The following is a 25,318-nucleotide window of genomic DNA, read 5'->3' as shown; positions in this document are numbered from 1 at the left end:
GCGGCGTGCATGCCGCCCCTTTACTTGTGTTCAGCCTGCGTCAAGAGATGCGCGGGTCAGCGGCAATTCATAAAAACAGATCGCTTCGCGCGCGAAATCGGGCATCGGCTGATAGGGTCCGCGTTCGATAAACCCAAGTGAGCGATAGAGCGCGCGGGCGGGCGCGAAGGCGATGGAGGTGTCGAGATAGACTTTTTCGAACCCATCTTCCCGCGCCTGATCAATCAACCTTTTACAGATCGCACGACCCGCCCCGGTGCCGCGTGCCGCGTCGGGAACAAAGACACGCTTGATCTCGCTCTCTGTATCGCTCAGCGCGTGCGACATACCGCAGCCCAAAGGTTCGCCATCGCGCTCGGCCAGCAGGATGATCCCGCGTGGGCGGGCGTGTTCCTCGGCCAAACGGCCCATCAACGCGCTGTATTTTTCCTGAGGGTAAAACGTCTCGACGATACGCCGCTCTGTGGGGCCAAAACTGTAGAGGAAGTCGCGGTAGGCCCAGCAAAGATCAACCACCGCCGCGAGGTCCGCAGCGGTGGTGACAGGGCGAATGGCGATCTCAGACATCAGCCGCGCAGGATCGAACGGCCAGCATATTGCGCAGTCTCGCCCAGCACTTCCTCGATACGGATCAACTGGTTGTACTTCGCCAGCCTATCAGAGCGCGCGAGCGAGCCGGTCTTGATCTGACCGCAGTTTGTCGCCACGGCGAGGTCGGCAATCGTGGCATCCTCCGTCTCGCCCGAGCGGTGGGACATCACATTGGTATAGCCCGCGCGATGCGCCATATCGACGGCTTTCAGCGTCTCGGTCAGAGTGCCAATCTGGTTGACCTTCACCAGCATGGAGTTGGCGCAGCCGCGCTTGATACCGTCAGACAGACGCGCAGGGTTGGTCACGAAAAGATCGTCGCCCACCAACTGAACCTTGTCGCCCAAAATTTCGGTCAGGGCTTTCCAGCCGTCCCAATCGTCCTCGGCCATGCCATCTTCGATGGAGATGATCGGGTAATCGTTCACGAGGGCTGCCAGATAATCGGCGTTCTCTTCGCTCGACAGGGTCTTGCCCTCACCAGAGAGGACATATTTGCCGTCTTTGTAATACTCAGTCGCCGCACAATCGAGGGCGAGGTACATGTCTTCGCCGGGCTTATAGCCTGCTTTCTCGATGGATTTCAGAATGAAATCAAGCGCATCGCGGGAAGAGCTGATGTTGGGGGCGAACCCACCTTCATCGCCGATACCGGTCGAAAGACCCGCATCGGAAAGCTCTTTCTTCAGCGTGTGAAAGACTTCGGCCCCCATGCGCACGGCCTCGCGGATATTGTCCGCAGCGACTGGCATGATCATGAATTCCTGAATGTCGATCGGGTTGTCCGCGTGTTCGCCACCGTTGATGATGTTCATCATCGGCACCGGCAGGACGCGGGCGGTTGTGCCGCCGATGTAGCGGTAGAGCGGCTGCGTGCAGTAGTCCGCGGCGGCTTTGGCGGCGGCCATCGACACGCCCAAGATCGCGTTTGCGCCAAGGCGGGATTTGTTCTCGGTCCCGTCGAGTTCGATCATCATCTCGTCAATTTCGACCTGCTCGGTCGCGTCGATCCCCACCAGTGCCTCGGCGATTTCACCGTTCACGGCGGCACAGGCTTCCAACACACCTTTGCCCATGTAGCGAGACTTGTCGCCATCGCGGCGCTCGTTCGCTTCATAGGCGCCTGTGGAGGCACCGGAAGGAACCGCTGCGCGGCCCATTGTGCCGTCTTCGAGGATAACGTCGACTTCGACCGTCGGGTTGCCCCGGCTGTCGAGGATTTCGCGGGCGTGGATGTCGATGATCGTGCTCATGGGCTTTGTCCTCATGTTCGGGTTTGGGGCGGTTTACCCCGGCAGACCCGGCTTGGAAAGACCGCGGCGGGGCCGGGGGGTGATTTTGCGTTCGCGCCAGAGGGTATAGACCCCCGAGGCGATGATGATCGCGGCGCCCACCAGCGTCAGCGTGTCGGGGGATTCGTCAAAGACCATGATCCCCACGACCAGCGCGAAGAGCATCCGCATGTAGCGAAACGGTGTGACAAAGCTGACTTCGCCCACGCGCATCGCGGCCACGATGGCGTAATAGGCCAGCACACCGATCACCATCGCCGCACCAAGATAGACCACCTCGGCCCCGCCCGGCATAGCGGCGGGGGTGCCGGCGGCAAGCATCAGGATCAGGCCCGCCGGTACCAGAACGATGAAGGCCAGAAAGCTGAGCTGCATGGAACTGATGCTGCGGGGCACCTGGCGCGTGGCAAGGTCACGCAAGGCTAGGCCGATGACACTGGCAACGGCAAAGAGCGACAGGGCGTTGAACCCTTCCAACCCGGGGCGCACGATGAGCAGAACACCAAGGAAACCAACGACAATCGCGCTCCAACGGCGCCAGCCGACAGGCTCGCCCAGAAACAGCGCAGCGCCTAAGGTCACGGCAAGCGGTGTGGCCTGCAGGATCGCAGAAGCCGAGGAGAGCGGGGTCAGCACGATGGCGGTCACGAAACAGAGCGTGCCCAGCACCTCGCCCACGGCGCGCAGCAAGATCGGTCCGGAGAGCATATCTGCAGAGAACAAACGCCGCCCCTGAATGCGCAAGATAACGGCAAAGATTGCCCCGCCGCCCGCGCCTAAAAGCGCGATGATCTGCCCCACGGGGAGCGCATCGCTCGTCAGTTTGACGAACATGTCTTCGATGGCGAAACCGGCCATAGCCAGCACCATCAGCATCGCACCGCGCAGATTGTCCATGATAACGCCCCTTCGCCCGTAGTATTGCCAGCCGCCCATGAACCTTTTGCGAAGAAAGGGCAAGGGCGCGCGATACGCGTCATGCGTGTGGCTCTGGCGCAGGTTGCAGCGGGGTGCTAGCCCTATGGCATGAGATGGCCCTCCCTTTCCTTTGCCCCGCGTGACACCGTGCTGACCCTCGGGGCTGGCACGCTCGGCGCGGTGTTGTTTTGGTGGCTTGATGCGCCCGTCTATATGCTGCTGGGGCCGGTGATCGCGGTGAGTGGTCTAGGGCTCGTCGGTGTCCGCACGGCGGTCGATCCGCGCCTGCGGGACGCCTGTTTTGTGGTCTTGGGCATCGCCGTAGGTGCAGGCTTTAACCAAGATGCGGTCAACGCCATGGTGCGCTGGCCGCTGGCCTTCGTCTTTATGACCTTGGTGATCTGGGGGATTATGGCCGCCTGTCGCTGGATGCTGGCGCGGTATTTCGGCTTTGACGCGCGTTCAGCGCTTTTGGCCTCGGCCCCGGGGCATCTGAGTTTTGTGATGGCAATTGCCAGCGACGGCGGCTCTGACGTGGCGCGGATTTCGATCACGCAATCCGTACGGCTGCTGGCGCTCACCATCGTTGTACCTTTTGCCGCCCTGCTCATGGGCGTTGATATGACCGGCAATATCGCCCCAGTAGGTGCGGGGATGGGGGTGACCTCAATCGTTGTGATGATCTTTGCGGCCGTGGTTGTGGGGCTAATTTTTGCCCGGCTTTCAGTGCCTGCACCGCTTCTGATGGGGGCGATGGTTGTCTCTGCCATCGCGCATCTTACCAAGTTGGAGACCGGGGTCTTGCCCGGCTGGCTGACCCTCATCGCCTACCTGGTCTTGGGCAGTCTGATCGGCACGCGGTTTTCGGGTATCACGCCCGCGCGGTTTGTCAGCGGACTTGGTGCGGGCCTGGCAATTACCGGCGTCGCGGTCGGGCTCGCGGGGTTGGGTGCGGTGCCGGTGGCTTGGGCGCTCGGCATGCCGCTGGGCCATGTGCTGGTGGCTTTCGCGCCTGGAGGCCTTGAGACGATGATCGCGCTCGGCGCGGTCTTGGCTGTAGTGCCGGGGTTTGTTGCCGCATGCCACATCATGCGACTGGTCGTGCTGAGCGTTCTTTTACCTGCCATGCTCGCCCGCGTGTCCCGACGTGAGAAGCGCCCCGCCGAGTGATACGCAGGCTTTAAGGTTTCAACCGCACCATCAACCGGTTGCCGGTCTTGCGCGTCTCCAATGCTTTCAGATCCGCTGCCAAGGCGCTCAGCTTGCCATGGCCGTATGTCCGGCTGTCAAAATCCGGATGCGCGGCCTGAATCGTCTGACCGATCTGGCCGAGGTTGTACCAATCATCCTCGGTGTCGATCTTGTCCATCGCCGCTTTGAACAGGGGCAGGGCGTCGGCCACCTTGGCGCTGGCGCGTGACGTTGTGTCCGGCTCAGCTCCATCGAGGTTTTCGATCAAGATGAAGCGGTTGTAGACGTTGCGCAGCGAATCGTGGGTCTTCTTTTCGCCGATGCCGATGACGGTCACCCCATCTTCGCGCAGGCGGTTCACCAGCGCAGTGAAGTCACTGTCGGACGAGACGATCACGATGATATCGAACCGACGGCTGTGCAGGATGTCCATCGCCTGAATGACCAGACCGATGTCGCTGGCGTTCTTGCCCTTGGTGTTCGCGGTTTCCTGATGGGCGACCAAACCCAGTTCGCGGATCGGGGCTTTCCAGCCCTTAAGGTGGTCGTTCGACCAATCGCCATAGACGCGGCGCAGGGCAGGCTCGCCAATCGTTGTGACCTCCCGCATGATGGCGCCGGCATGTTTGGCCGGGACATTGTCAGCGTCGATCAACACGGCCAGCAGGGGGCGGTCACGTTCGGTCATGGGTCCTCCTTTTTGATCGGCACACCATAAAGTTCCATCCGGTGGCCTTGCAATCTGTAACCCAGCTTGCGCGCGATACGTTCCTGAAGCTCTTCGATTTCTGCATCGACGAATTCGATCACCTCGCCAGAGTTCACGTCAATCAGATGGTCGTGATGTTCGCGCTGCGCATCCTCATAGCGCGCACGGCCATCGCCAAATTCCAATTTGTCGAGGATGCCTGCCTCTTCGAACAGCTTGACCGTGCGGTAGACCGTGGCGATCGAGATGCCGCTGTCGATCACAGTGGCACGGGCCAGCAGTTCTTCGGCATCTGGGTGGTCGTCGCTGTCGTGAATCACCTGTGCGATGACCCGGCGTTGACCTGTCATGCGCAGGCCCATGGCCTCGCACCGTTTGATGATCGGGTTGCGCATCGTTTCGCCCTTCGTCCGTCGGACCCCGTTCCTAGCATTCTAGCGCGACCGGACGCCACCGCAATTGAACCGCGACGGTTGACTTTTGCTTGCGGACAGCCCATGTGGGGGTCAAGCGAAGCCTTCTGCCGCGTGAGCAGTATCAGCGCCAAGTCCCACAAGGGGCCACTGGATGCTGACGACAAGGCCCGCCGATGTTCCCAAAATCACGCGTGGGGCCAAGCGCAACAGACGGGTGTGTGGCATGTGGCCAACGCCCGCGATCTGGCTTGCGCGACCCCGTGGCGCCTGAGATGGGCGCGGCGACTAAGGATGGCGCGCGCCTTGCGTGCCGGAAAGTGAACGAATGAGCGATTTTGACATGATGGGCCTGCCAAAGAAACTGGTTGCCCGGTTGAATGAAATGGGTCTGAAAGATCCAACCCCGATCCAACGCCAAGCGATCCCCCAAGCCATGAATGGCCGTGACGTGATGGGCCTTGCCCAGACCGGCACCGGTAAAACGGCGGCTTTTGGTGTGCCGCTTCTGGCGCAGATGATGGAGCTTGAAGGCCGCCCCGAGCCGCGTTCGGTGCGTGGTCTGGTACTTGCCCCAACCCGCGAATTGGCGCAGCAGATCGCCGTGAACCTGCGCGGCTATGCTGAAGGCACGCAGATTAAAGTGGCGATGGTCGTCGGCGGCCAGTCGATCAACACGCAGATCAAGCGTCTGGAACGCGGTGTCGATCTATTGATCGCCACACCGGGCCGTCTGCTCGACCTTCTGGATCGCCGTGCGGTCAAACTCGACACGACGACCTTCCTCGTGCTCGATGAGGCCGACCAGATGCTCGACATGGGCTTTATCCATGACCTGCGCAAAATCTCGAACCTGATCCCGAAAGAGCGTCAGACGATGCTGTTTTCGGCGACCATGCCCAAGCTGATGAATGAGATCGCCAACAGCTATCTCAACAGCCCGATCCGCATCGAAGTCTCGCCTCCGGGCAAGGCGGCGGACAAGGTGACCCAAGAGGTGCACTTCATCGCCAAGGCCGAGAAGACAGAGCTGCTGAAGGAACTGCTGGCTAAGCACAAGGGCGAGCGGGCGCTGGTCTTTGGGCGCACCAAACATGGCTCGGAAAAGCTGATGAAGACGCTGGTGAAAGCCGGGTTTGACGCCGCTTCGATCCATGGCAACAAAAGCCAAGGTCAGCGTGACCGGGCGATTGCGGGCTTTAAGGGCGGTGACATTACCGTGCTTGTGGCCACTGATGTGGCGGCCCGTGGTCTGGATATCCCGGATGTGAAGCACGTCTATAACTTCGAGCTGCCCAACGTGCCCGACAACTATGTGCACCGGATTGGCCGGACCGCGCGGGCGGGCAAAGACGGCGCTGCAGTGGCTTTCTGCGCACCGGATGAAATGGGCGAGTTGAAGGCGATCCAGAAGACTATGGGGATTTCGATCCCTGTCGCCTCGGGCCGTCCTTGGGAAGTGATTGATGAGCCGTCCAAACCCAAAGGCCGTGGCCGTGGGCGCGGTGGCCGTCCTGGTGGCGGCGGTGGTCGTCCCGGTGGCGGAGGCGGTGGCGGTGGCGAAGCTGCTGGCAAGCCAAGCGGCGGTCGCCGTCGGCGGCGCAGTGGTGGCGGTGGCAAGCCGGGCGGCCAGCAGGCAGCCTAAGCCGACACTTAGCAATTAAACGATCCAATGGCGCGCTGTGAAAACCACGGCGCGCCATTGACTTATCCAGACCGGGCGGCGCTCTTGGCGGGATGGAACGCAAATCTCATATCGATACGTTCGGCGCGGTGGCATTGGTGCTTTTCGCGGTGAACCTTGGGTTTAACCAAGTCGTCATCAAGGTCAGCACCGGCGGGTTCAATCCTGTCTTTCTGGCCGGATTGCGGTCTCTCGGCGCTGTGTTTTTACTGCTGATCTGGATGCGGCTTCGGGGTGTGAGCCTGTCGCTGCCGCGCTCTGCGCTGATGGGCGGGCTGGCAGCGGGGGCATTCTTCACGCTTGAGTTTGTCTGCCTCTTTCTCGCGCTGGATCTGACCACGGTTAGCCGTGCGTCGATTTTGCTTTATTCCATGCCGGTCTGGCTCGGTATCGCCGCGCATCTCTGGCTGCCCGGCGAGCGCCTGAGCGGGGCGCGTCTGTTGGGCATGGGGCTGGCCATGGGCGGTGTCGCACTGGCGCTGAGCGATGGCGGGGTTGATGGGGCAAACTGGCTGGGCGATTTGCTGGCGCTGCTTGCGGCCTTTTGCTGGGCTGGGATTGCACTTTGCGTTCGGATCACGCCCCTTTCAAAAGTACCACCCGCGCAGCAGTTGATGATGCAACTGATTATCTCAGCGCCGGTGCTTTTGCTGCTCGCGCCGCTCTTTGGCCCCTTATTGCGCGGCGTTGAACCGGTGCATTTGGCAGGATTGGCCTATCAGATCGTGGCCGTTGCCAGCTTTGGCTTTTTGGCGTGGTTCTGGCTGCTGACGGTCTATCCGGCGGCCTCGGTGGCGTCTTTTAGCTTTCTCTCGCCCGTCTTTGCGGTGCTTTTGGGCTGGCTGATCCTGTCAGAAGAGATCGGGCTTACCGTTTGGCTCGCCCTGCTGCTGGTCGCGGTAGGGATCTACCTGATCAACCGCAAACCCCGAGCGCGCTAGGCTTCAGGTGCCGCAAAAGGTCGCCGGGACGATCTCATCTTCTGTCGGGGGGCGCTGCAACTCTGGGGCGGTCTCGTCGAAGGGCGTCGACAGCGCGGTCATCAGTCGCTCGAACGGGGTCATGTCGCCCGCAACGGCGGCTACGATCATCTGCTCGATCCGGTGGTTGCGCGGGATCACGGCGGGGTTTGCCGCTTGCATGACCGCCTTCGGGTCCGGCTGATCCTTGATCCGAGCGCGCCAGCCTTCCGCCCATGTATCAAAGGCATCGCGGTTGGTGAACTGATCACGTGCTTGATCGGTTCCCAGAGCACGGAACGTGTTGGTAAAATCCGCGCCGTCCGTCTGCATCAGGCTCAGCAGTTCATTGATCAGATCGACATCCTCGGGCCGAGGGTTAGAGATGCCGACCTTGGCCGCGAAACGGCGAAGCCATGCGGCTTCGATCAATTCAGGCATTTCGTGTACGATTTCGGTAGCTTCCTCGACGGCGGTCTCTTTGTCGTCCATCTGCTGCAAGAGCGAGGTCGCCAATTGCGCCATGTTCCACACCACGATCTGAGGTTGGTTGCCGTAGGCATAGCGGCCCTGTCGGTCGATGGAACTGAACACACGGCCCTGATGAAACGCGTCCATAAAGGCGCAGGGGCCATAATCGATCGTCTCGCCCGAAATGCTGCAATTGTCGGTGTTCATCACGCCGTGGATGAAACCGAAGGACATCCACTGCGCCACCAGTTCCGCCTGTGCGGCACAGACCGCGCGCAAGAGGCCAAGTGGGCCATCCGCGTCGGGGTAATGCCGCGCGATGGCATAGTCCGTCAGGGTCTTGAGCGCCTCAACCTCGCCGCGATGGGCAAAGACCTGAAAGGTGCCGACACGCAGATGGCTGGCGGCAACGCGGGTGACAATCGCACCGGGGAGGTGGCCCGTTTCGCGCAAGATCGGCTCGCCTGTGGCGACAGCGGCCAGAGCGCGGGTGGTCGGCACGCCGAGCGCATGCATCGCCTCGCTGACCAGATATTCACGCAGCACCGGCCCCATCCACGCGCGGCCATCTCCTCTGCGTGAATAGGGCGTCGGGCCCGCGCCTTTGAGTTGAATATCCCGGCGCGTGCCATCGCTGCTGATGACTTCACCCAGCAAAATCGCGCGGCCATCGCCGAGCTGAGGGTTGAAATTTCCGAACTGATGCCCGGCATAAAGCTGTGCCAGAGGGGTCGCGCCTTCGGGCACTTCGTTGCCCCCGAAAACCTGCGCCTGCACCTGTGCGTCGTCGCCCTTGATCCCCAGTTCTGCCGCCAATTCAGCATTCCACGCCAATACCTTAGGTTCTTTCACCGGCGTCGGGTTCAGCCGGGAGAAGAACCCCTCAGGCAAGGCGGCATAGCTGTTATCAAAGGGAATACGCATCACAGTTTCCGAGACATAAGCATATGATCCTCGCGGGGGCGGAAACCAGCACGGGTGTAGACTTTGAGCGCCGCCTTATTGGTGCGGTCAACTTCGAGATGTATGGCCTTTAACCCGCCCGCAGCCAGCGCGCGTGGCAGAGCGATCAGCGTCTCCGAAGCGATCCCGCGTCCCCGCACGCCGGGACGGACATAGATTTCATCAATGATGGCATCCAGCCCGCCAAATTCAACTGACCAGCCGAAACAGATCACCACATAGCCAATGGGCGCTCGGGGCGGGCCGATCAGATAGGCCGCCCCGTGAGGGATCCCCTCTAGCAACGGCGCAAGACCGGTCCTGCGTTGGTCATCACTCATCTCAATGCCGGCTTCGGCGTGGAATGCTGTCACCAGCCCAACCAGCTTGTCGAGATGTTCAGGGATGCCAAGGGTAAGATGTGCGCTCATAGACGGGCCAGCCTTTCGGTGAGCAGGGCAAAGAAACCATCAGCGTCGAGGTCTCCCACAAAAAGCGCGTTGGGCGCGCGGTCGGTCACGCCCCACCAGTCGGCGACGGTCATGCCCATGGTCAATTCGGACTGGGTCTCAATCTCAACGTTGATGTGGCGGCCTTTGAACAGGTCGGGATTGATCAAATAGGCGGTCACGCAGGGATCATGCAGCGGTGCACCTTCTGAGCCGTATTTCTCTTTGTCGAACCGCTCAAAGAAATCGGTCATCTCGGCCACGGCGATGCCCACGGGCGTGCCAATGGCGCGGAAGGCATCGTTGCGTGGTTTCGTGACCAGCGCTTTGTGGGTCACATCAAGCGGCATCACCACAATAGGGATACCGGATTTAAACACGATATCAGCGGCCTGCGGGTCGACATAAATGTTGAATTCAGCCGTGGGGGTGATGTTCCCGCCCTCAAAATAGCCGCCCCCCATCAGTACAATCTCTTGCACCTTTTCGGCGATATCAGGCGCTTTTTGCAGGGCTGTCGCGATATTGGTGAGCGGCCCCAAGGGGCAGAGGGTCACGCTGCCTGCGGGATGGGCGCGGACCTGCTCGATGATGAAATCCACGCCATGCCCCTCGGCCAGCGGCATGGTGGGATCGGGCAGGTCTGGGCCATCAAGACCAGTTTTACCATGCACATGTTCCGCCGTTACCAACGCACGCCCCAGCGGGCGGTCGCATCCGGCAAACACCTTCACATCCCGCCGCCCCGCCAATTCGCACACGATGCGCGCGTTTTTCGAGGTCAGATCAAGCGGCACGTTGCCCGCGACACAGGTGATGCCCAGAACGTCGATCTCTTCGGGGCTGGCCAGCGCGAGGAGGATCGCGACGGCGTCGTCTTGTCCGGGGTCGGTGTCGATGATTGCTTTGCGCGGAGTCATGGGCTTACTTTCGTCAAATTGCTTGGGGCCGAGCCTTGCCGGAGGCTCATGTCTTTGTCCAGCCGCAGACCCGGCGATTAGCTGCGTTCCGCCAGTTTCACCGCATCCCAAAGCGCATCCATCTCGGCCAGATCACTATCATGTGGAGACTTGCCCATGGCCGCGAGCCGCGCTTCAATCCCTTCAAACCGGCGGGTGAATTTGGCATTTGCGGCGCGTAGGGCGGCTTCGGGGTCAAGCCCAAGGTGGCGGCCGAGATTGGCCATGACGAAGAGCAGATCACCGTATTCCTCTTCGACTTCCGTCTGCGAAAGCTCGTCCTTCGCCTCGACCAATTCGGCGGCCTCTTCGGTGATCTTATCCAACACTTGTGTCGTCTCAGGCCAATCAAACCCCACACGCGCAGCGCGTTTTTGCAGTTTCATCGCCCGCAGGAGCGCGGGCAGGCCAATCGCCACCCCATCCAACGTGCCGCCCTGCGCTTTACCCGCCCGCTCAGCGGCTTTGATTTTTTCCCAATCCACAGTCTGCTGTTCGGCGCTTTTGTCGCGAGATTCGTCGCCAAAAACATGAGGGTGACGGGCTACCATCTTGTCGCTGATATTACGCACCACCGATTGAAAGGTGAAATGCCCCGCTTCTTCGCCCATTGCCGTGTGATAGACCGATTGCAGCAGCAGATCGCCCAGTTCGCCCTCCAGATCCACCCAATCGCGCCGGGCAATGGCATCGGCGACTTCATAAGCCTCTTCAATGGTATAGGGGGCGATGCTGTCGAAATCCTGTTCGATGTCCCACGGACAACCGGTTTCAGGATCGCGCAGGCGGCGCATGATTTCCAGCAGTCGTTCGATCCCCGCATCGGAATCGTGAATGAGATCGGCTTTTGTATCGTCCGGCATTGCAGGCCCCGTATGTCTGGTGTCAGATGCACCCTGACCAAACCAACCCCAAGGAGTCCAGCCCATGCCCGTGGTTAACCGCATCAATGCCTTTGCGGAGGATATGACTGCATGGCGGCGTCATTTGCACACGATCCCTGAACTGGACTTGGAATGCCATGAAACAGCGGCTTTTGTGGCGGAACGGCTGCGGGAATTCGGCGCTGATGAAATACACGAAGGGATCGCGACGACCGGTCTGGTTGCAATCATCAACGGGCAGAGCGAAGGGCCGACAATTGGGCTTCGCGCCGATATGGATGCACTGCCCATTCATGAAGCGACGGGCAAGGACTACGCCAGCACGCGCATCGGCAAGATGCATGCCTGCGGGCATGACGGGCATACGACGATGCTGCTGGGGGCCGCGCGTTATCTGGCAGAGACGCGCAATTTCTCGGGCCGCGTGGCGCTGATCTTTCAACCCGCTGAAGAGGCCAGCGGTGGCGCTGGTATCATGGTCGAAGAAGGCATCATGGAGCGGTTCGACATCGCGCAGGTCTACGGCATCCATAACATGCCAGGTTTGGAAAAGGGCGCGTTTTTCACCACGCCGGGGCCGTTCATGGCAGCGGTGGATGAGTTTCACGTTCACATAACGGGCAAGGGCGGCCATGGCGCGATGCCCCATGATACCCGCGACCCGGTCGTCGCGGCCTGCGGCATCGCGACGGCGATCCAAACCATCGTCAGCCGCAATCATCTCGCCACGCAGGACTTGGTGGTCTCGGTCACGCAGATCCACACTGGCAGCGCCGATAACATCATCCCCGAGACCGCCTATATCAATGGTACCGTGCGCACCTTTGACCGCGAAGTGCAGGCCATGGTGATCCGCCGGATGCAGCAAATCGTTGACGGGCAGGCGGCAAGCTATGACGTCTCTGCCGAACTGGTCTATGAGGTGGGCTACCCCGCCACGGTCAATGATCCGGCAAAGACAGATACCGCCATCGCGGCCGCAGGCGAAGTGGTGGGCGAGGCCCGAGTGCACGGCGATTGTGGTCCTGAGATGGGCGCGGAAGATTTCAGCTTTATGCTCGAAAAGCGCCCCGGAGCCTATCTGTTCCTCGGCGCTGGTGAGGGCGCGGGGCTGCACCACGCGGAATATGACTTCAACGACGAGATCGCGCCCATTGGCGCATCCTTTTTCGCCCGCATCGTTGAGCGGGCACAGCCAGCAGGAGGCAAGTAATGGCACTGGAAGACGCGGCCAAACAGATGGATATGGCCTTTACCCGCGAGGACCTTAAAGGGCCAAGCTATGAGTTGACCTTCGGCGGGGCGACGTCCTTCTTGCGCCGCAAATATACCAAGGATCTGACCGGCGTCGATATCGCCGTAACCGGCGTGCCCTTTGACCAAGCGGTGACCAATCGCCCCGGCACCCGCCTCGGCCCCCGTGCCATCCGCGAGGCGAGCACTCTCCAAGCGCCCGACGCGCCCTATGGCTGGGATTTCGATGTGCTGAGCGAATTCGCCATCGCGGACTATGGCGATCTGGCGTTTGATTATGGTCATGTCAGCCAATTTCCGGCAGCCCTGACCGCGCATATCAAGACCATTCTGGATGCCGGCGCGGCCTCGGTTGTGCTGGGCGGAGATCACTATATCTCGTTCCCGATCCTTAAGGCCTATGCCGAAAAATATGGGCCGATCAGCCTGTTACAGTTCGATGCTCACACGGATACATGGGCTGACGACGACATGGATCGGATCGATCACGGCACGATGTTCTACAAGGCGGTGAAATCCGGTATCGTCGATCCCGCGACCAGTGTGCAGGTCGGCATCCGCACCACCAACGAAGACACGATGGGCGTCAATATCATTGACGCGCGTGAGGTGCATGAGAAGGGGCCGCAGGCCACCGTGGCCAAGATCAAGGAGATCCTTGGCGATCGGCCATGCTATCTGACGTTCGACATTGACGCGCTGGACCCGGCCTTTGCCCCCGGAACTGGCACGCCGGTTTGGGGCGGGCTGACCTCGGCGCAGACCTCGATCATGCTGCGCGATCTGGCGGGGATTAACATTATGGGCGGCGATGTGGTTGAGGTCTCTCCGCCCTTCGACACCACGGGGGCGACGGCGATCGCAGGTGCGCATGTCGCGACCGAGATACTGTCGCTGCTGGGCCACCGTATGAGAATGGCGTGAGCGTCAGCCGTACATTGATCAGGCGGTTCTCAGAAATGAGGGCCGCCAACCACACCGCGACACCTTCCGTCGCGCCATCCTGTCGACCTTCGAAAGGTGCTTAAAATGCTGTTCTGGATCATTGTGATCGCCCTCGTCGCTCTGGTGGCCTATGTCCGGCTTGCCCCTCTCGAACCCGCGCGTTGGCATGTGCAGGCCGAGGGGCAAAAGATGGGCAAGACCCAAGCGGCCAATAGCTACATCTGGCGCGACCCGGTCGAAGATGACGGGGCTGAAACATTGGCTAAGCTTGACCGTACAATCATGCAGACCCCGCGTACCGAAGTCGTCGCAGGCTCACTGGCCGAGGGCCAAGTCACTTACGTGACCCGGACCAAACTGATGGGCTATCCCGACTTCACCACCATCGGCGTCTATGGCGCAGATCCGCGCTATGTTGAGGTCTATGGCCGCTCGCGGTTTGGGCGGTCAGATCTGGGCGTCAACGCCAAACGGGTCAACGGTTGGCTCGCTCAGATTGAGGCGCGATGACAGGCAGCCTTGCTGCACCTCGCGCCACATCGGCACGTTGAGCGACATCTGGCATTGGGCCATGAACATGCGCCCGCCGACCTGTAGGCAAATGGTTTCGCCCAATTCCACACGGTCGCCGGTGCTGTTGGTGCAATAGCAATCAATCGTCTTGCCGCCCGGCGCTTTGACATCCGCAAGGACAGGGTGCAGGGCCGTCAGGGCCAGCAGGCAGGTGAGCGGAAAGATGTGTTTCATAGCCCATGATAGCATAAGCCGCCTCTTGACCAAAGCATTTGCATAAGCGACAGGAACCCCATGATCCCGATGCACCGCCTCGCGCAAATCTCGCAACGTTTCCAGTTTCTGGAAGCCAGCATGTCTGCGGGCTCCGATGGGGCCGATTTTGCTGCTCTCGCCAAAGAATACAGTGATTTGAAGCCCGTGGTGGATCAAATCGACCTTTACCAGCAGCTTCAGCGTGACCTTGAAGAAGCACAAGAGATGCTGAAAGACCCCGAGATGGCCGAACTTGCGCGCGAGGAATTGCCGCGTCTGCGCGCCCGACTGCCCGAGGTTGAAGGCGCGCTGCAATTGGCGCTGCTGCCGCGCGACGCGGCCGATGCGAAACCCGCGATGCTTGAGATCCGGCCCGGCACCGGCGGCGATGAAGCTGCCCTGTTCGCGGGCGACTTGCTGCGCATGTATCAGCGCTATGCCGAGGCGCGCGGTTGGGGGTTTGACCTGATCGAAAGCCAGATGACCGAGTTGGGCGGCGTCAAAGAAGTCGTGGCTCATATCACTGGCCAAAACGTTTTCGCCCGCCTGAAATTTGAAAGCGGCGTACATCGCGTGCAGCGCGTACCTTCAACCGAGAGCGGCGGGCGTATCCACACCTCGGCGGCCACCGTGGCGGTCCTGCCCGAGGCCGAGGACGTGGACATCGAGATCAACGCCAACGACCTGCGGATCGACACGATGCGCTCTTCGGGCGCAGGCGGGCAGCACGTGAACACCACCGATTCTGCCGTGCGTATCACGCATATCCCGACCGGAATCGTGGTGACTTCGTCTGAGAAATCGCAGCACCGCAACCGCGACAAGGCGATGCAGGTGCTCAAGGCGCGGCTCTATGACATGGAGCGGGGCCGGATCGACAGTGAACGTTCGGCAGACCGCGCGGCACAGGTGGGATCGGGTGACAGGTCCGAGCGGATTCGCACCTATAACTTCCCCCAAGGGCGGATGACCGACCACCGGATCAATCTCACACTTTACCGGCTTGAAGCCGTGATGCAGGGCGATTTGGATGAGATCATCGACGCGCTGACCGCCGACGCCCAAGCACGCCAACTGTCGGAGATGGAGGGGTGAGCCCGCAAACCGCCGCCCAAGCCATGGCCGCTGCCGCTGGACGGCTGCGCGCGGCAGGGGTGCCTGATCCGGCGCGGGATGCGCGGCTTTTGCTGGCCCACGCCGCCGCGGTGGACGCCGCGCGGGTGACACTGATTGCGCCCGAAGAGATCGCGCCTGACGTGGCCGAGCGGTTTGAGCAACTGATCGCGTTGCGCGCGGTTCGGGTGCCTGTTTCGCAATTGATCGGGCGGCGTGCGTTTTACGGGCGCGATTTCAGCATCAGCCGCGATGTACTTGATCCACGGCCAGAAACAGAGACGCTTGTTGATCTTGCGCTCGGCAGCCATTTCGACCGTATCTTAGACCTTGGCACTGGATCGGGCTGTATCCTCGTGACCCTGTTGGCCGAACGGGCACAGGCCACGGGGCTGGGCGTGGACCTATCGGAAGCCGCCTGCCTACAGGCCAGCGCCAATGCGGTGCAGCACGGCGTGGCTGAACGTGCTGAAATTCGTCAGTCGGATTGGTTCAGCGCGGTCGAGGGGCGGTTTGATTTGATTCTATCGAACCCGCCATATCTTGCCGCCGAGGAAATGGCCGATGTCTCGCCCGAATTGCGCCAGCATGAGCCGGAAATGGCGCTGACCGATGGGCAAGACGGGCTGAGCATTTACCGCATCATCGCCACTGAGGCGCAGGGCTATCTAACACCCGAAGGGCGCGTCATGGTCGAAATCGGCTGGCAACAGGGTGAGGCGGTACAAGATATCTTTACCAAAGCGGGCTGGGGCAGGGTGACGCTGGCGCATGATCTGGATGGCCGCCCACGTGTGGTTTGTGCAGATAAACCGGCGTGAAATCGCGAAAATTCGGGTCTTTAGCAGGTCGGATCGCAATTTCTTCTTGCTCAAGGCTGTCTGGCATGGTTAGTCAGAGGTGTTGCAGCGGTGGATGCTTTTGGCGGTCCCGCGCGGCATTATGCCCAACATATCGCTTAAGCCGGGACGATGACGTGCTTTGCACCCCCGGTAAACGACACACAGCACACAAGGCTGACATCATTCCATGAATTCTCCCAGATCACGCTCCCGGTCGAAGAACAATCGCAAACGCTCCCCACATGGTGGCGGCGGCGGCAATGTCGTCAATCGGGTGTTCGACAGCTCCGGTCCTGAGGGTAAGGTGCGCGGCACGCCGCAGCAGGTTATCGAGAAATACAACCAGCTGGCCCGCGACGCGCAGCTTAGCAATGACCGCGTGGCGGCTGAGAACTTTCAACAGCACGCCGAGCATTACTTACGTCTGCTGAGCGAAGCACAGCGCGAGGTTGACCAGCGCCGCGAGGAGCAGGAACGCCAGAACCGTGAGCGTCAGGCCGAGCGCGACCGCGAGCGTGCCGAGCGTCAGGAACGCGAAGCACAGCAGGGCGGCCAGCCGCAGGGCGATGAGCCGCAAGCGGAACAGCAGCCTGCCCACGGCAACGCGCCCGAGCAGCAGCAACCACAGCAGCAGCCAACTGAGGCAGAGACAAACAGCGATGAGAGCACGCTGGTTGAGACGCCTGAGAGCAAGCCCAAGCCGAAACGCGCCCCGCGCCGCAAGCCCAAGCCGAAAGCGGCAGAGGCGCAGCCGCAGGACAATGGCAGCGACGGCAACGGCGACACTGCCAAGGTCGCAGAATAAAAAAAAGCCCCGCAAATTGCGGGGCTTTTTCTTTGTGGGGGACGGGCCGGGATGTCTTAACCTTCCATCCCTGCCTGCACATATCTAACCCGCCCATTGCGCCGCAGCACTTCTTCGCGCGGCTCCCAATCATAGCGCGGATCGCTCATGACCGGGGACCAGAACAGCACGCCACTCTGCCGCCATGGATCAAGCACGATCCCCGCCTGCATCGGCGCCCCCGCGGCCGAGATGATGGCAGTGGAATGGTCAATCAGCAGCCGCGTGTCGCCATTGGCAATGGCGCGGTGCATGTCGAGCGTGGCAAATCCTTCGGCCAGCAGCCGTTTCTCCAGATCCTCTGCCCAATGCCAACACAGGCCGCGGGGCTTGCTGCCGTTGTTGACCTTCACGTTATGGATCAGCGGCGGATCGGTGATCTGATAGGCAATCGCCAGTTCATGCGTATGACGGTAGGTGATCTGCGCTGCACGGGCAGCCTCTGCCGGGTCCACGTTGGGAGAGAGCCCGCTAATGGCACGGGTCAGCGCCGCGATATCGGCCTCCGTTCCCGGCGGCGGCGGGCCGTTGCGGGGCAGGACACAGGCGGAAAGCCCCATCAGCAGTGCGCAGACGAGCAATAGACGGTAGAACATTTTCATCCTTTGGCAATTTCCCGGGCAAGGGCGCAAAAGCCCTCCAGCGGCACCTGCTCGGCCCGGTCAGTAGGTTTCAGCCCGGCAGCGATCAGCCGGTCTTCGATATCGGGCGCGGCCCCTTTGAGGGCCGAGCGCAGCATCTTGCGACGTTGATTAAACGCCATGGCCACCACACGGCTGAGCACGGCAGGATCAGCCGGATAGCGCGGCTCGGGCAGGGCGGTCAGATGCACCACGCTTGACGATACTTTGGGCGGCGGCGTGAAAGCCCCGGGCGGCAGCTGCATGACGATCCGCGCATCGCTGCGCCACTGTGCCAGCACGGCCAGTCGCCCATAGGCTTTGGAGCCGGGCGTCGCCACGATCCGTTCGGCCACTTCGCGTTGGAACATCAACGTAAGGCTCTGCCAGAAGGGCGGCCATTGCGGCGGGGTGAGCCAGCGCACCAACAACTCGGTCCCGACATTATAGGGCAAGTTGGCAGCCACGCGGATCGGCGGGGTCAGATGGCTCAGCGGGTCGATCTCCAGCGCATCGCCTTCGATCACCGTCAGACGGCCAGGGTAGTGTTCCGCCACTTCGGCCAACGCGGGCAGACACCGGCGGTCTTTTTCAATCGCCAGCACATGACGCGCGCCTTCGGCCAGCAGACCACGGGTCAGGCCACCGGGGCCGGGGCCAATTTCCAGCACGTCGCAATCGGCCATGTCACCGGCCTGCCGCGCGATCTTGGCCGTGAGGTTCAGGTCCAAAAGGAAGTTTTGGCCCAGCGATTTTCGCGCGGCCAGCTCGTGGGTGTTGATCACCTCACGCAACGGCGGAAGGTTGTCGATTGTACTCATGTTTTCTGGCCCATCTGCCATGCCAGTTTGATCGCTTCGATCATGCTGGTCGGATTGGCGCGCCCTTGGCCCGCGATGTCGAACGCTGTTCCGTGATCGGGTGAGGTGCGCACGAAGGGCAGTCCCAGCGTCACGTTCACGCCCCGGTCGAAGTCGAGCGTCTTGATCGGGATCAGCGCTTGGTCGTGATACATCGCCACCGCCGCATCATAGCCTTCGCGGGCGCGGGCGTGGAACATCGTATCGGCGGGGAGCGGCCCGATCAGCGCATAGCCTTCGCTCTGCATCTCTGCAATCAGCGGCGCGATCCAGTCGATCTCCTGCCGCCCCATGCTGCCGCCTTCGCCCGCATGGGGGTTCAGGCCAGCGACGGCAATGCGGGGACGTTCTATGCCAAAGCGGCTCTGTAATTCCTGCACGGTGATCTCAATCGTGCGGCGCAGGCCCGCGGAGGTTAGTGCCTGCGGCACTTGATCCAGCGCGATGTGAATGGTGGCAGGCACGACGCGCAGCTGGTCGGACGCCAGCATCATCACAACATCTTCAACGCCTGCCAGCGCGGCAAGGTATTCAGTATGGCCGGGATAGGCGAAATTCGCGCCGTCTTGCAGGGCTTTCTTGTGGATCGGTGCGGTGCAGATGGCGCAAGCGGCCCCGGTCTGCACCAGATCGACCGCGCGGGCGATCACGTCAATCACCCCCTGTGCGTGCCCGGGTTGCGGCACACCGGCGAGGGCGGCACTGTCAAAAGCATGAGACAGCACAGGCAGCGCATCGGCGTTTGGCGCGCAAACGTCGTCAGGGCTGTCGATCAAGCGGTGCGGCACATCCTCGGGCAAGTGACGCGGGTCGCCAATCCAGAACATCGGGATGTCAGCCGAAAGCGCCGCCCAAGCACGGGCGGCGATTTCGGGGCCGATCCCGGCGGGTTCACCGCAGGTGATGGCCACCGGCCGGGACGGGCGGCTCATTGGCGGGTGATGCGGGCTTCGGCGCGGGCTTGCTCTAGCAGTTGCGTCGCAAAACCCTCAAGCTTGCGCTGCCGGATCGAGCTGACCACTGCGTCGCGATCCACGTCCGCATTGGCCGCCGTCGTGCGATTGCAGAGCATCAGGAACACCAGCGTTTGCCCATTGGCGCGGGTCAGCGCGGTCGAGACTTCGCCGGGATCAAGCTTTGCCAGTTCAATGGCCACATCCTGTGGAATCTCACCCGGCGCCTTGGTGCCACGGTCGAGCACATTCGCGGGCTGACCCTTGGCAACTCCGTATAGATCATCGCATTGGTCGACCTGACCCCGCAGTTGCGCCGCGCGGGTCAAAGCCGCCTCAGAGCGGCCACCGGGGATGTAATAGGCGGCATAGTCGATTTGCGAATACTCAACGCTCGGCTTGCCGGTCTCTTCGATGCCACGCAACTGGAATAGGGCCACGGCGTTCGGGATCGGCAGGGGCGCTGTCACCTCACCCGGCGCGAGCGCCAGAAGGATGGGCCGCAGGCTGACTGGGAGGTTCTCAAGCGGTGTCCAAGGCATTTTGCCGCCGCGTTCGCGTGAGGCGGTGGCGGAATACTGGCTCGCATAGGAGGAAAACTCAGCCTCGGAACTGCTCTGCGCGATCCGCTCGGCCAGGGCGTTTACCTGATCGGCATTCTGCGGGGGGGCAGGGATGATGATCTCTGACAAAAGGACCCGCAAACCATTGTTGCCCCGGCTGCTGCCAAGGGCGCGCTCGACCTCTTCGTCGGTGATGTTCACCCGGCCATTATAGCGCGCGCGGATCAGGTCGCGCCATGCAGCGCTGATGACGATAAAATCGCGGAAAGTCTCTTCGGAGATCTGCGCTTGACCAAGCACCTTCAGAAACTCTTCGGTAGACAAGTCCGCGCGGCCAGCAAATTCAGTCATGCCTGCCCGTATGCCATCAGGGGTCACTTCAAGGCCTGCTTGCTCAAGGATCTGCCCACGCAGCCGGTCTTCGATCAGACTGTCGATCACGCTGTTGGAATCCGTCCCCGGCGCGCCGATCAGCTGCATAAAGCGCTGGCGCTGCTGAACTTCGTAGCCCGTAATCGCCTCGTCATTCACACGGGCCACTGGCGCAAAGAGGTTCTGCGCCGCTGCGGATTGCCCGATAACCAAGGCAAGGGCGAGCGCGGCAGTCCCACGCATCCCAGCACGGACTGTCTGTTTCGTTACTTCCCACATGAGCGTACGTATCTTTCTGTTCCGGTGTTGGCGGCAAAGCCCCTAAGGCCGATGTTAAAACCGATATCCGTTGAGGGCTCAACACTTGTTGAGGATGAATAACTGCGGCTGACGGAAAGGTCGACCTGCACGCATTCATTGTTATAGCTCAGGCCAAGTCCCGCCGTCGCCGCGCGTTCATCGGCAAGGTCAAAGCGCCAGTCGGCTGAGGCCTGCCATTGGTTATTGATCGAAAAACTGCCGTCAAAGGTGATCTCTGACACGTTCTCGTCGCGGTCTTCAGCTGCGTCTTCTTGCAGCCAAACATAGCTGCCTGCGATTTGGCCGCGTTTAAAATCCCAGACACCGCGCATTTCGGCTTTTGCGACCTCAAAATCATCATCCACCAATCCGCGACCAATGATCGCCAAGCCGTTATCGCTGCGCAATTGGCCAGCCAGCAGGAAATCTGAACGGGTGCCCTGCAAACCCGAGCTAAAGGTGAAAGCGTCATCTGCATTGGCCCGGATCACATGGCCGAAAGAGAAATCAGCATCGAGCCCGGTAGGGTTGAGACGTGCCCAGTTCAGACCAAAGGCCGCGACCGCGCCCCGTTCGCGTCGGTCGGGCCGGGGAAAGCGGCTGAGCGACAAGAGATTGCCTTCGTCATATTCGACCAGCGTGCTTTCTTCGTTGGGTATGTTCAATCGATCGCCACCAGTCCAGCCCAATTGAACAATAGGTTCAAGCTGTTGCACGACGCCACTCACTTCGCGGCGCTGCATGGGGTAGCGCATCGATACAGAGGTGTGCGGTACGAGGTCATAGTGCCGTTCGGTGTAAATGGCGTCTTGGGCGATGTTGAACAGACCAAGGCTCGCCCCTGCCTGCAAATCGGTTACCAGTCCGTTGTTAAAGGTAAAGCGCCGCAGCCAATCGGCCTCGACGTTGATCCGCGAAACATCGCGCCCATCAGCTTCGCCATCGCCATCGCCGTCGGTGCTTAGGTCGGAAGTCCGACGGTGGCTATGGGCCTCCAGAGACAGCTGAACTTCGCCGCCAATCGATGTCGGGAAATATCGTCGTTGATATTCGCCATCCAAAACAAGGTTGGGCAGCAAATCATTGTCCTCGCCATCTCGTAGCGATTGATAATTCAGCAAGCTCGCCCTGACATACTGGTCCCGCCGCGCGCGGCTGACGGTCAACTCACTGGTCAAACGGTCTTTGTCTGAGTAGCCATAATCGCTGAGATAGGCCGTATCGCTGGTGGTTTCGATGTCGAAATACAGCTTGTAGTCGCGTCGCAGATCAAAGGTGCCGGTGCCAAACAGATAGCCGCGCGTCTTATCTGGTTGCAGATCATCACGTGTAATTGCGCCGTTAAACTCAATCCGCCCCGCAACAAACGCCTGTCGATACCGAAATTCCATCGTGCGCGTCGCTGATGACAGATAAGGCGTGAGCGTGAGGTCGCGGTGCTCACCTATCTTGATGAAATAGGGCAGTTTTAGCCCAACATCCAACTGCGACGAAGAGCGGATGGAGGGTGTCAGAAAGCCTGTGGCGCGGTCCAATGTGGGATCAGGCAGGCGCAGCCGGGGCAGGTAGAAGATCGGGATATTCTTGATGCGGAATTGCGCTTCGTCAAAGTAAAGCTGCTGCGCCAGCTGGTCATGCACCACCCGTTTGGCGCGGATCTGCCAAAGCGGCGTTTCGCCATCTTCGCAAACTTTACAGGATGTTACGGCGGCTTTGTAAAGCTGACTATAGCGTCCTTCGACCCGATTGATCTGCACAGCGGCAAGCTGCAATTGCTGCTCAAGGATCATCCGCGCACCGCGCAGCAACCCCGATTGCAGCCCCGCATCAAGCGACGCTGCATCAGCGAGGATCGTTGTGTTCTCACCCTCTGACAGGACAATCGGCCCTTCAATGCTCAGCGCGCCGGTGGTCTGATTATAGCGAATTGCCGTGGCGCGCAGCCGCGTTTCGCCCTGAAAAGCTTCGACATTTCCCTGCGCGACCAAGACCTTATCGCGGGTGATGAACACCTGATCGGCCACAAGAACGGCGGGCCGGTCCGCGGCGGGAGCCGTTTGCCCATTTAGGGAAAGGGGCGCCACACAAAGCGCAAGTCCAACCAGAGCCGCGCGCATGTCAGCCATCCTCCGCGTGCAAAAGCAGGCCTAATGCCAGAAAGATCGCAGCCACGGGCGGTGCCCAAGCGGCGAGGGTCACGGGGATCTGGCCGTTCTCACCAAGGATCTGTGCGAAACTGCGAATGAAATACAAACCGAACCCCAGCAAAATTGAGGCCAGCACAGCAACGCCTGTCCCCCCAAAGCGGGTATGGCGCATGGTGAATGCGCTCGCAACCAGAACCATGGCGACCAGAAAGAAGGGCCGCGCCAATTCGGCCTGCAGCCAGACCTCATGCTGGCGCGTGCTGAACCCCGCCTGTTCCAACTGGCGAATGAATTCGGGCAGCTCATAAATGGAAACGGCGGCCACCCGGGCGATGCTCTCGCGGATCCGCTCTACGGTGAGGGATGAGGGGATGGTCAGTGTCTCATGCTCTTCCGCAGCACCTTCGGCGTTGACTCCGGCCTCCAGCGGCCAGATTTTTGCCCCGGTCAACTGCCAGTCGCCCCCGCTAAGTTGCGCGCTCTCGGCCTCAATCCGGCGGATCGGGCCTTTCTCGGCATCGTAGCTGATGATCGTCACGTTATAGAGGACGGATGCATCGCTGTTGGTGCGCCACGCGCGAATAACCGACTGACCTTCCTCCGTCCCTTGGCGCAACCACAACCCTTCGTCGCTTACCGAGAGAGCCGAGCTGCCGTTCGAGCGGTATTTCTGTGTCAGCTGCTCGGACCGTTCGCTGGTGGCCGCCACAATGGGGTTAAGCACGGCCACCGCCAGCGTCCCAATGATCAGCGCCACCACTACCGGCGCCACCAGCGCCCGCAGGGCAGAGCGGCCCGCCGCGCGGGTCACCACCATTTCCGAGGACCGCGCCAGCCCGATAAACAGCGCCACTGTGGCGAGGATCATGATCAGCGGCAGGATCATATTGATCGTCTGCGGCATATTCAGCAGTGTCATGCCCAGCACCTGATCCCAGCCGACATCGTCGTCAGCAAAACGCCGCGCCTGATCCACGCCATCGACCAGCATCACCAAGGCGGCAAGCACTGCCGTGATCACCATAAAGCTCGTGAAAAAGCGTCGTGCGAAGTAGAAATGCAGGATCATGCGGTCGCCCCCTTGCCACCCAGACGGCGCCTGATCCAGCGCGGGTGCGCCGCTTGCCAAAGCATTGCCAGCGTCAAGACGGCCCCAATAAGGGAGGGCAAATAGGCCAGCGGCCAAAGCGCTGCGGTCTCACGTATCTGCACCACCAAAGTCCCCCGCAGCCCGTCAATCGCGATGAGCAGACCGAAGGCGATCACCGCTTCCCGCCATACGCCAAAGCGCGAGAAGCCGCCAAGGATCAACGTGGCAAAGCCAATCATCGCGGCGACGATACAAAAGAGCGGTTGGGCGAGGCGACTGTGCAGTTCTTCGGCGATGATCCCCGGCGCGGTGTCAAGCTGAGCAGCAAGCCCGGCCCAGTCCCACAGTAGGTCAGGGGTCACCATTGAACTGACCGACTGATCAGTTGCATCGTCAGTGCTGACCAAAGGGGAAATATCAAAAGAAAAGTCGCGGAACTTGGCCGTGGCCAGCCGGTTCTGCTCGGTATCGAGCCGCTGCGCCATGCCATTGAGCATAATCAGCGTGGTATTGTCACCATTGCGCGCCAGATAGGCTTCGGCGGCGGTATAGATCACCCCCTCATCGGCCTTGCGGCGATCCGACAGGAAAACATCGCGCAGCACACCGTCGTTGTCGATGGCGCGGGTATAGAAGGTAACCTCGTCAGAGGGATGCAGAAAGGTTCCCTCGGTCAACAACTGGGCTGTGAGGTTGCGCGAGATTTCGGCCTCGCGTTGTTTTAGCTGACCCTGTGCCATGGGAACCAGAAAATGGCTTAGCGCCGTCATCATCAACCCCACGCAAAGCCCGAAAACAAACACTGGCCGCGCCAACCGCCACGGCCCAGAGCCTGCGGCCTGAAGCACGGTCAATTCAGATTCGCCCGACATGCGGTTGGTGACATAGACCGAGGCAGCAAAGGTCGCGATTGGCAGGACGGTGACGATGAGCTTGGGCAGGCCAAGGGCCGTGAACTCCAAAAACACCAGTGCAGACTGGCCATCGCCGATCAGCCTGTCAAACAGAACCACCGCGCGGTTGATCCAAAACAGCGCCACCAGCACCAGCGCGAAAAAGCCGAACATCACCAGAAGTTGCGACAGAATGTAGCGGTCAATTCGTGCCACTCTGATCCCCCAAGGTGCTCTGACGGCGTTTGGAGAGATCTTAAAGCAATTCGTGGGGCGGGAAAACTGCTATCTG

The 25,318-nt window shown here is 60.9% G+C and carries 26 protein-coding genes; 9 read left to right on the top strand and 17 right to left on the bottom strand.

Features of this window, described 5'->3' with window-relative positions; translation table 11 throughout:
- Positions 1-30: 30 nt before the first annotated feature.
- From DSM14862_RS08105 to DSM14862_RS08095, 3 genes are read right to left on the bottom strand one after another with little or no spacing between them, the layout of a single operon-like run.
- On the bottom strand, positions 31-567 hold the full coding sequence (locus DSM14862_RS08105; RefSeq protein WP_007119765.1) for a GNAT family N-acetyltransferase: 537 nt from the start codon (positions 565-567) through the stop codon (positions 31-33).
- Entirely contained in the window at positions 567-1,844 is a 1,278-nt protein-coding gene (gene eno, locus DSM14862_RS08100; RefSeq protein ID WP_007119764.1) for a phosphopyruvate hydratase, read from the bottom strand. The genes DSM14862_RS08105 and eno overlap by 1 nt, the downstream gene beginning before the upstream one ends.
- A 33-nt stretch (positions 1,845-1,877) precedes the next feature.
- On the bottom strand, positions 1,878-2,780 hold the full coding sequence (locus DSM14862_RS08095) for a DMT family transporter (RefSeq protein WP_007119763.1): 903 nt from the start codon (positions 2,778-2,780) through the stop codon (positions 1,878-1,880).
- Between the two features lie 129 nt (positions 2,781-2,909).
- Here DSM14862_RS08095 and DSM14862_RS08090 point away from each other — a divergent pair, with 129 nt between their 5' ends.
- Complete coding sequence (locus tag DSM14862_RS08090) at positions 2,910-3,971, top strand: AbrB family transcriptional regulator (RefSeq protein WP_007119762.1); 1,062 nt, start codon at positions 2,910-2,912, stop codon at positions 3,969-3,971.
- A 10-nt stretch (positions 3,972-3,981) separates the two neighbouring features.
- Here DSM14862_RS08090 and DSM14862_RS08085 read toward each other — a convergent pair whose 3' ends face one another.
- Together DSM14862_RS08085 and DSM14862_RS08080 are read right to left on the bottom strand one after the other, a co-directional pair.
- Positions 3,982-4,680, bottom strand: a complete 699-nt coding sequence (locus DSM14862_RS08085) for an NYN domain-containing protein (protein ID WP_007119761.1) — start codon at positions 4,678-4,680, stop codon at positions 3,982-3,984.
- Positions 4,677-5,096 carry a Fur family transcriptional regulator gene (locus DSM14862_RS08080; protein ID WP_007119760.1) on the bottom strand — a complete coding sequence of 140 codons (420 nt, stop codon included), beginning with the start codon at positions 5,094-5,096 and terminating at the stop codon, positions 4,677-4,679. The genes DSM14862_RS08085 and DSM14862_RS08080 overlap by 4 nt, the downstream gene beginning before the upstream one ends.
- Before the next feature lie 346 nt (positions 5,097-5,442).
- Between DSM14862_RS08080 and DSM14862_RS08075 the strand changes: the two genes are divergently transcribed.
- On the top strand, positions 5,443-6,759 hold the full coding sequence (locus tag DSM14862_RS08075; RefSeq protein WP_007119759.1) for a DEAD/DEAH box helicase: 1,317 nt from the start codon (positions 5,443-5,445) through the stop codon (positions 6,757-6,759).
- Positions 6,760-6,851: 92 nt separating this feature from the next.
- Complete coding sequence (locus DSM14862_RS08070) at positions 6,852-7,739, top strand: DMT family transporter (RefSeq protein WP_007119758.1); 888 nt, start codon at positions 6,852-6,854, stop codon at positions 7,737-7,739.
- 3 nt (positions 7,740-7,742) lie between these two features.
- On the opposite strand, the gene DSM14862_RS08065 is transcribed toward DSM14862_RS08070, so the two are convergent.
- The 4 genes from DSM14862_RS08065 to mazG form a co-directional block, all read right to left on the bottom strand.
- Positions 7,743-9,152, bottom strand: coding sequence for a protein adenylyltransferase SelO (locus DSM14862_RS08065; RefSeq protein WP_007119757.1), 1,410 nt, complete (start codon positions 9,150-9,152; stop codon positions 7,743-7,745).
- On the bottom strand, positions 9,152-9,601 hold the full coding sequence (locus DSM14862_RS08060; RefSeq protein WP_007119756.1) for a GNAT family N-acetyltransferase: 450 nt from the start codon (positions 9,599-9,601) through the stop codon (positions 9,152-9,154). The genes DSM14862_RS08065 and DSM14862_RS08060 overlap by 1 nt, the downstream gene beginning before the upstream one ends.
- Positions 9,598-10,539: a nucleoside hydrolase gene (locus DSM14862_RS08055; protein WP_007119755.1), complete on the bottom strand. Its 942-nt coding sequence runs from the start codon at positions 10,537-10,539 to the stop codon at positions 9,598-9,600. Before DSM14862_RS08055 ends, DSM14862_RS08060 begins: the two co-directional genes overlap by 4 nt.
- 77 nt (positions 10,540-10,616) lie before the next feature.
- Positions 10,617-11,441 carry a nucleoside triphosphate pyrophosphohydrolase gene (gene mazG / locus DSM14862_RS08050; protein WP_007119754.1) on the bottom strand — a complete coding sequence of 275 codons (825 nt, stop codon included), beginning with the start codon at positions 11,439-11,441 and terminating at the stop codon, positions 10,617-10,619.
- Positions 11,442-11,505: 64 nt separating this feature from the next.
- Between mazG and DSM14862_RS08045 the strand changes: the two genes are divergently transcribed.
- The 3 genes from DSM14862_RS08045 to DSM14862_RS08035 all read left to right on the top strand — a co-directional run bounded on the left by DSM14862_RS08045 (position 11,506) and on the right by DSM14862_RS08035 (position 14,171).
- Positions 11,506-12,675 carry a M20 aminoacylase family protein gene (locus tag DSM14862_RS08045; RefSeq protein WP_007119753.1) on the top strand — a complete coding sequence of 390 codons (1,170 nt, stop codon included), beginning with the start codon at positions 11,506-11,508 and terminating at the stop codon, positions 12,673-12,675.
- The gene (speB, locus tag DSM14862_RS08040) at positions 12,675-13,640 is read left to right on the top strand and encodes an agmatinase (RefSeq protein WP_007119752.1); all 966 of its coding nucleotides are present in this window, start codon (positions 12,675-12,677) and stop codon (positions 13,638-13,640) included. The genes DSM14862_RS08045 and speB overlap by 1 nt, the downstream gene beginning before the upstream one ends.
- 105 nt (positions 13,641-13,745) lie before the next feature.
- The gene (locus DSM14862_RS08035; protein ID WP_007119751.1) at positions 13,746-14,171 is read left to right on the top strand and encodes a DUF1499 domain-containing protein; all 426 of its coding nucleotides are present in this window, start codon (positions 13,746-13,748) and stop codon (positions 14,169-14,171) included.
- Here DSM14862_RS08035 and DSM14862_RS08030 read toward each other — a convergent pair.
- Positions 14,109-14,408 carry a hypothetical protein gene (locus DSM14862_RS08030; protein ID WP_007119750.1) on the bottom strand — a complete coding sequence of 100 codons (300 nt, stop codon included), beginning with the start codon at positions 14,406-14,408 and terminating at the stop codon, positions 14,109-14,111. The two genes, DSM14862_RS08035 and DSM14862_RS08030, sit on opposite strands and share 63 nt — an antisense overlap.
- 60 nt (positions 14,409-14,468) lie before the next feature.
- On the opposite strand from DSM14862_RS08030, the gene prfA reads away from it, so the two are divergent.
- The 3 genes from prfA to DSM14862_RS08015 all read left to right on the top strand — a co-directional run bounded on the left by prfA (position 14,469) and on the right by DSM14862_RS08015 (position 17,189).
- Positions 14,469-15,524, top strand: coding sequence for a peptide chain release factor 1 (gene prfA, locus DSM14862_RS08025; protein ID WP_007119749.1), 1,056 nt, complete (start codon positions 14,469-14,471; stop codon positions 15,522-15,524).
- Positions 15,525-15,547: 23 nt separating this feature from the next.
- Positions 15,548-16,363: a peptide chain release factor N(5)-glutamine methyltransferase gene (prmC, locus tag DSM14862_RS08020; RefSeq protein ID WP_208855116.1), complete on the top strand. Its 816-nt coding sequence runs from the start codon at positions 15,548-15,550 to the stop codon at positions 16,361-16,363.
- 208 nt (positions 16,364-16,571) lie between these two features.
- Positions 16,572-17,189 (top strand): DUF4167 domain-containing protein, encoded by a 618-nt coding sequence (locus DSM14862_RS08015; protein ID WP_007119747.1) that lies wholly within the window; start codon positions 16,572-16,574, stop codon positions 17,187-17,189.
- A 56-nt stretch (positions 17,190-17,245) separates the two neighbouring features.
- Here the strand turns inward: DSM14862_RS08015 and DSM14862_RS08010 are convergent, their stop codons facing one another.
- The 7 genes from DSM14862_RS08010 to lptF are packed head-to-tail and all read right to left on the bottom strand — an operon-like array spanning position 17,246 to position 25,242.
- Positions 17,246-17,824 (bottom strand): hypothetical protein, encoded by a 579-nt coding sequence (locus DSM14862_RS08010; protein ID WP_007119746.1) that lies wholly within the window; start codon positions 17,822-17,824, stop codon positions 17,246-17,248.
- Positions 17,825-17,826: 2 nt separating this feature from the next.
- The gene (rsmA, locus tag DSM14862_RS08005) at positions 17,827-18,669 is read right to left on the bottom strand and encodes a 16S rRNA (adenine(1518)-N(6)/adenine(1519)-N(6))-dimethyltransferase RsmA (protein WP_040701168.1); all 843 of its coding nucleotides are present in this window, start codon (positions 18,667-18,669) and stop codon (positions 17,827-17,829) included.
- Positions 18,666-19,640 carry a 4-hydroxythreonine-4-phosphate dehydrogenase PdxA gene (gene pdxA, locus DSM14862_RS08000; RefSeq protein WP_007119744.1) on the bottom strand — a complete coding sequence of 325 codons (975 nt, stop codon included), beginning with the start codon at positions 19,638-19,640 and terminating at the stop codon, positions 18,666-18,668. Before pdxA ends, rsmA begins: the two co-directional genes overlap by 4 nt.
- On the bottom strand, positions 19,637-20,875 hold the full coding sequence (locus DSM14862_RS07995; RefSeq protein WP_007119743.1) for a peptidylprolyl isomerase: 1,239 nt from the start codon (positions 20,873-20,875) through the stop codon (positions 19,637-19,639). The genes pdxA and DSM14862_RS07995 overlap by 4 nt, the downstream gene beginning before the upstream one ends.
- Positions 20,863-23,013 carry an LPS-assembly protein LptD gene (locus DSM14862_RS07990; RefSeq protein ID WP_007119742.1) on the bottom strand — a complete coding sequence of 717 codons (2,151 nt, stop codon included), beginning with the start codon at positions 23,011-23,013 and terminating at the stop codon, positions 20,863-20,865. Before DSM14862_RS07990 ends, DSM14862_RS07995 begins: the two co-directional genes overlap by 13 nt.
- Position 23,014: 1 nt before the next feature.
- Positions 23,015-24,112 (bottom strand): LPS export ABC transporter permease LptG, encoded by a 1,098-nt coding sequence (lptG, locus tag DSM14862_RS07985; RefSeq protein ID WP_007119741.1) that lies wholly within the window; start codon positions 24,110-24,112, stop codon positions 23,015-23,017.
- The gene (lptF, locus tag DSM14862_RS07980; RefSeq protein WP_007119740.1) at positions 24,109-25,242 is read right to left on the bottom strand and encodes an LPS export ABC transporter permease LptF; all 1,134 of its coding nucleotides are present in this window, start codon (positions 25,240-25,242) and stop codon (positions 24,109-24,111) included. Before lptF ends, lptG begins: the two co-directional genes overlap by 4 nt.
- Between the last annotated feature and the right edge of the window lie 76 nt (positions 25,243-25,318).

The organism is Sulfitobacter indolifex (assembly GCF_022788655.1).
In the GTDB taxonomy this organism is placed as follows: Bacteria; Pseudomonadota; Alphaproteobacteria; order Rhodobacterales; family Rhodobacteraceae; genus Sulfitobacter; species Sulfitobacter indolifex.
Note: the sequence above shows the minus strand (reverse complement) of the source record. Positions and strands in the feature narration are given on the sequence as shown.

Bases quoted from the DNA above. Each gene is read 5' to 3' on its own strand.
- DSM14862_RS08105 (WP_007119765.1), bottom strand. From the start codon at position 567: ATGTCTGAGATCGCCATTCGCCCTGTCACCACCGCTGCGGACCTCGCG.
- eno (WP_007119764.1), bottom strand. From the start codon at position 1,844: ATGAGCACGATCATCGACATCCACGCCCGCGAAATCCTCGACAGCCGG.
- DSM14862_RS08095 (WP_007119763.1), bottom strand. From the start codon at position 2,780: ATGGACAATCTGCGCGGTGCGATGCTGATGGTGCTGGCTATGGCCGGT.
- DSM14862_RS08090 (WP_007119762.1), top strand. From the start codon at position 2,910: ATGAGATGGCCCTCCCTTTCCTTTGCCCCGCGTGACACCGTGCTGACC.
- DSM14862_RS08085 (WP_007119761.1), bottom strand. From the start codon at position 4,680: ATGACCGAACGTGACCGCCCCCTGCTGGCCGTGTTGATCGACGCTGAC.
- DSM14862_RS08080 (WP_007119760.1), bottom strand. From the start codon at position 5,096: ATGCGCAACCCGATCATCAAACGGTGCGAGGCCATGGGCCTGCGCATG.
- DSM14862_RS08075 (WP_007119759.1), top strand. From the start codon at position 5,443: ATGAGCGATTTTGACATGATGGGCCTGCCAAAGAAACTGGTTGCCCGG.
- DSM14862_RS08070 (WP_007119758.1), top strand. From the start codon at position 6,852: ATGGAACGCAAATCTCATATCGATACGTTCGGCGCGGTGGCATTGGTG.
- DSM14862_RS08065 (WP_007119757.1), bottom strand. From the start codon at position 9,152: ATGCGTATTCCCTTTGATAACAGCTATGCCGCCTTGCCTGAGGGGTTC.
- DSM14862_RS08060 (WP_007119756.1), bottom strand. From the start codon at position 9,601: ATGAGCGCACATCTTACCCTTGGCATCCCTGAACATCTCGACAAGCTG.
- DSM14862_RS08055 (WP_007119755.1), bottom strand. From the start codon at position 10,539: ATGACTCCGCGCAAAGCAATCATCGACACCGACCCCGGACAAGACGAC.
- mazG (WP_007119754.1), bottom strand. From the start codon at position 11,441: ATGCCGGACGATACAAAAGCCGATCTCATTCACGATTCCGATGCGGGG.
- DSM14862_RS08045 (WP_007119753.1), top strand. From the start codon at position 11,506: ATGCCCGTGGTTAACCGCATCAATGCCTTTGCGGAGGATATGACTGCA.
- speB (WP_007119752.1), top strand. From the start codon at position 12,675: ATGGCACTGGAAGACGCGGCCAAACAGATGGATATGGCCTTTACCCGC.
- DSM14862_RS08035 (WP_007119751.1), top strand. From the start codon at position 13,746: ATGCTGTTCTGGATCATTGTGATCGCCCTCGTCGCTCTGGTGGCCTAT.
- DSM14862_RS08030 (WP_007119750.1), bottom strand. From the start codon at position 14,408: ATGAAACACATCTTTCCGCTCACCTGCCTGCTGGCCCTGACGGCCCTG.
- prfA (WP_007119749.1), top strand. From the start codon at position 14,469: ATGATCCCGATGCACCGCCTCGCGCAAATCTCGCAACGTTTCCAGTTT.
- prmC (WP_208855116.1), top strand. From the start codon at position 15,548: ATGGCCGCTGCCGCTGGACGGCTGCGCGCGGCAGGGGTGCCTGATCCG.
- DSM14862_RS08015 (WP_007119747.1), top strand. From the start codon at position 16,572: ATGAATTCTCCCAGATCACGCTCCCGGTCGAAGAACAATCGCAAACGC.
- DSM14862_RS08010 (WP_007119746.1), bottom strand. From the start codon at position 17,824: ATGTTCTACCGTCTATTGCTCGTCTGCGCACTGCTGATGGGGCTTTCC.
- rsmA (WP_040701168.1), bottom strand. From the start codon at position 18,669: ATGAGTACAATCGACAACCTTCCGCCGTTGCGTGAGGTGATCAACACC.
- pdxA (WP_007119744.1), bottom strand. From the start codon at position 19,640: ATGAGCCGCCCGTCCCGGCCGGTGGCCATCACCTGCGGTGAACCCGCC.
- DSM14862_RS07995 (WP_007119743.1), bottom strand. From the start codon at position 20,875: ATGTGGGAAGTAACGAAACAGACAGTCCGTGCTGGGATGCGTGGGACT.
- DSM14862_RS07990 (WP_007119742.1), bottom strand. From the start codon at position 23,013: ATGCGCGCGGCTCTGGTTGGACTTGCGCTTTGTGTGGCGCCCCTTTCC.
- lptG (WP_007119741.1), bottom strand. From the start codon at position 24,112: ATGATCCTGCATTTCTACTTCGCACGACGCTTTTTCACGAGCTTTATG.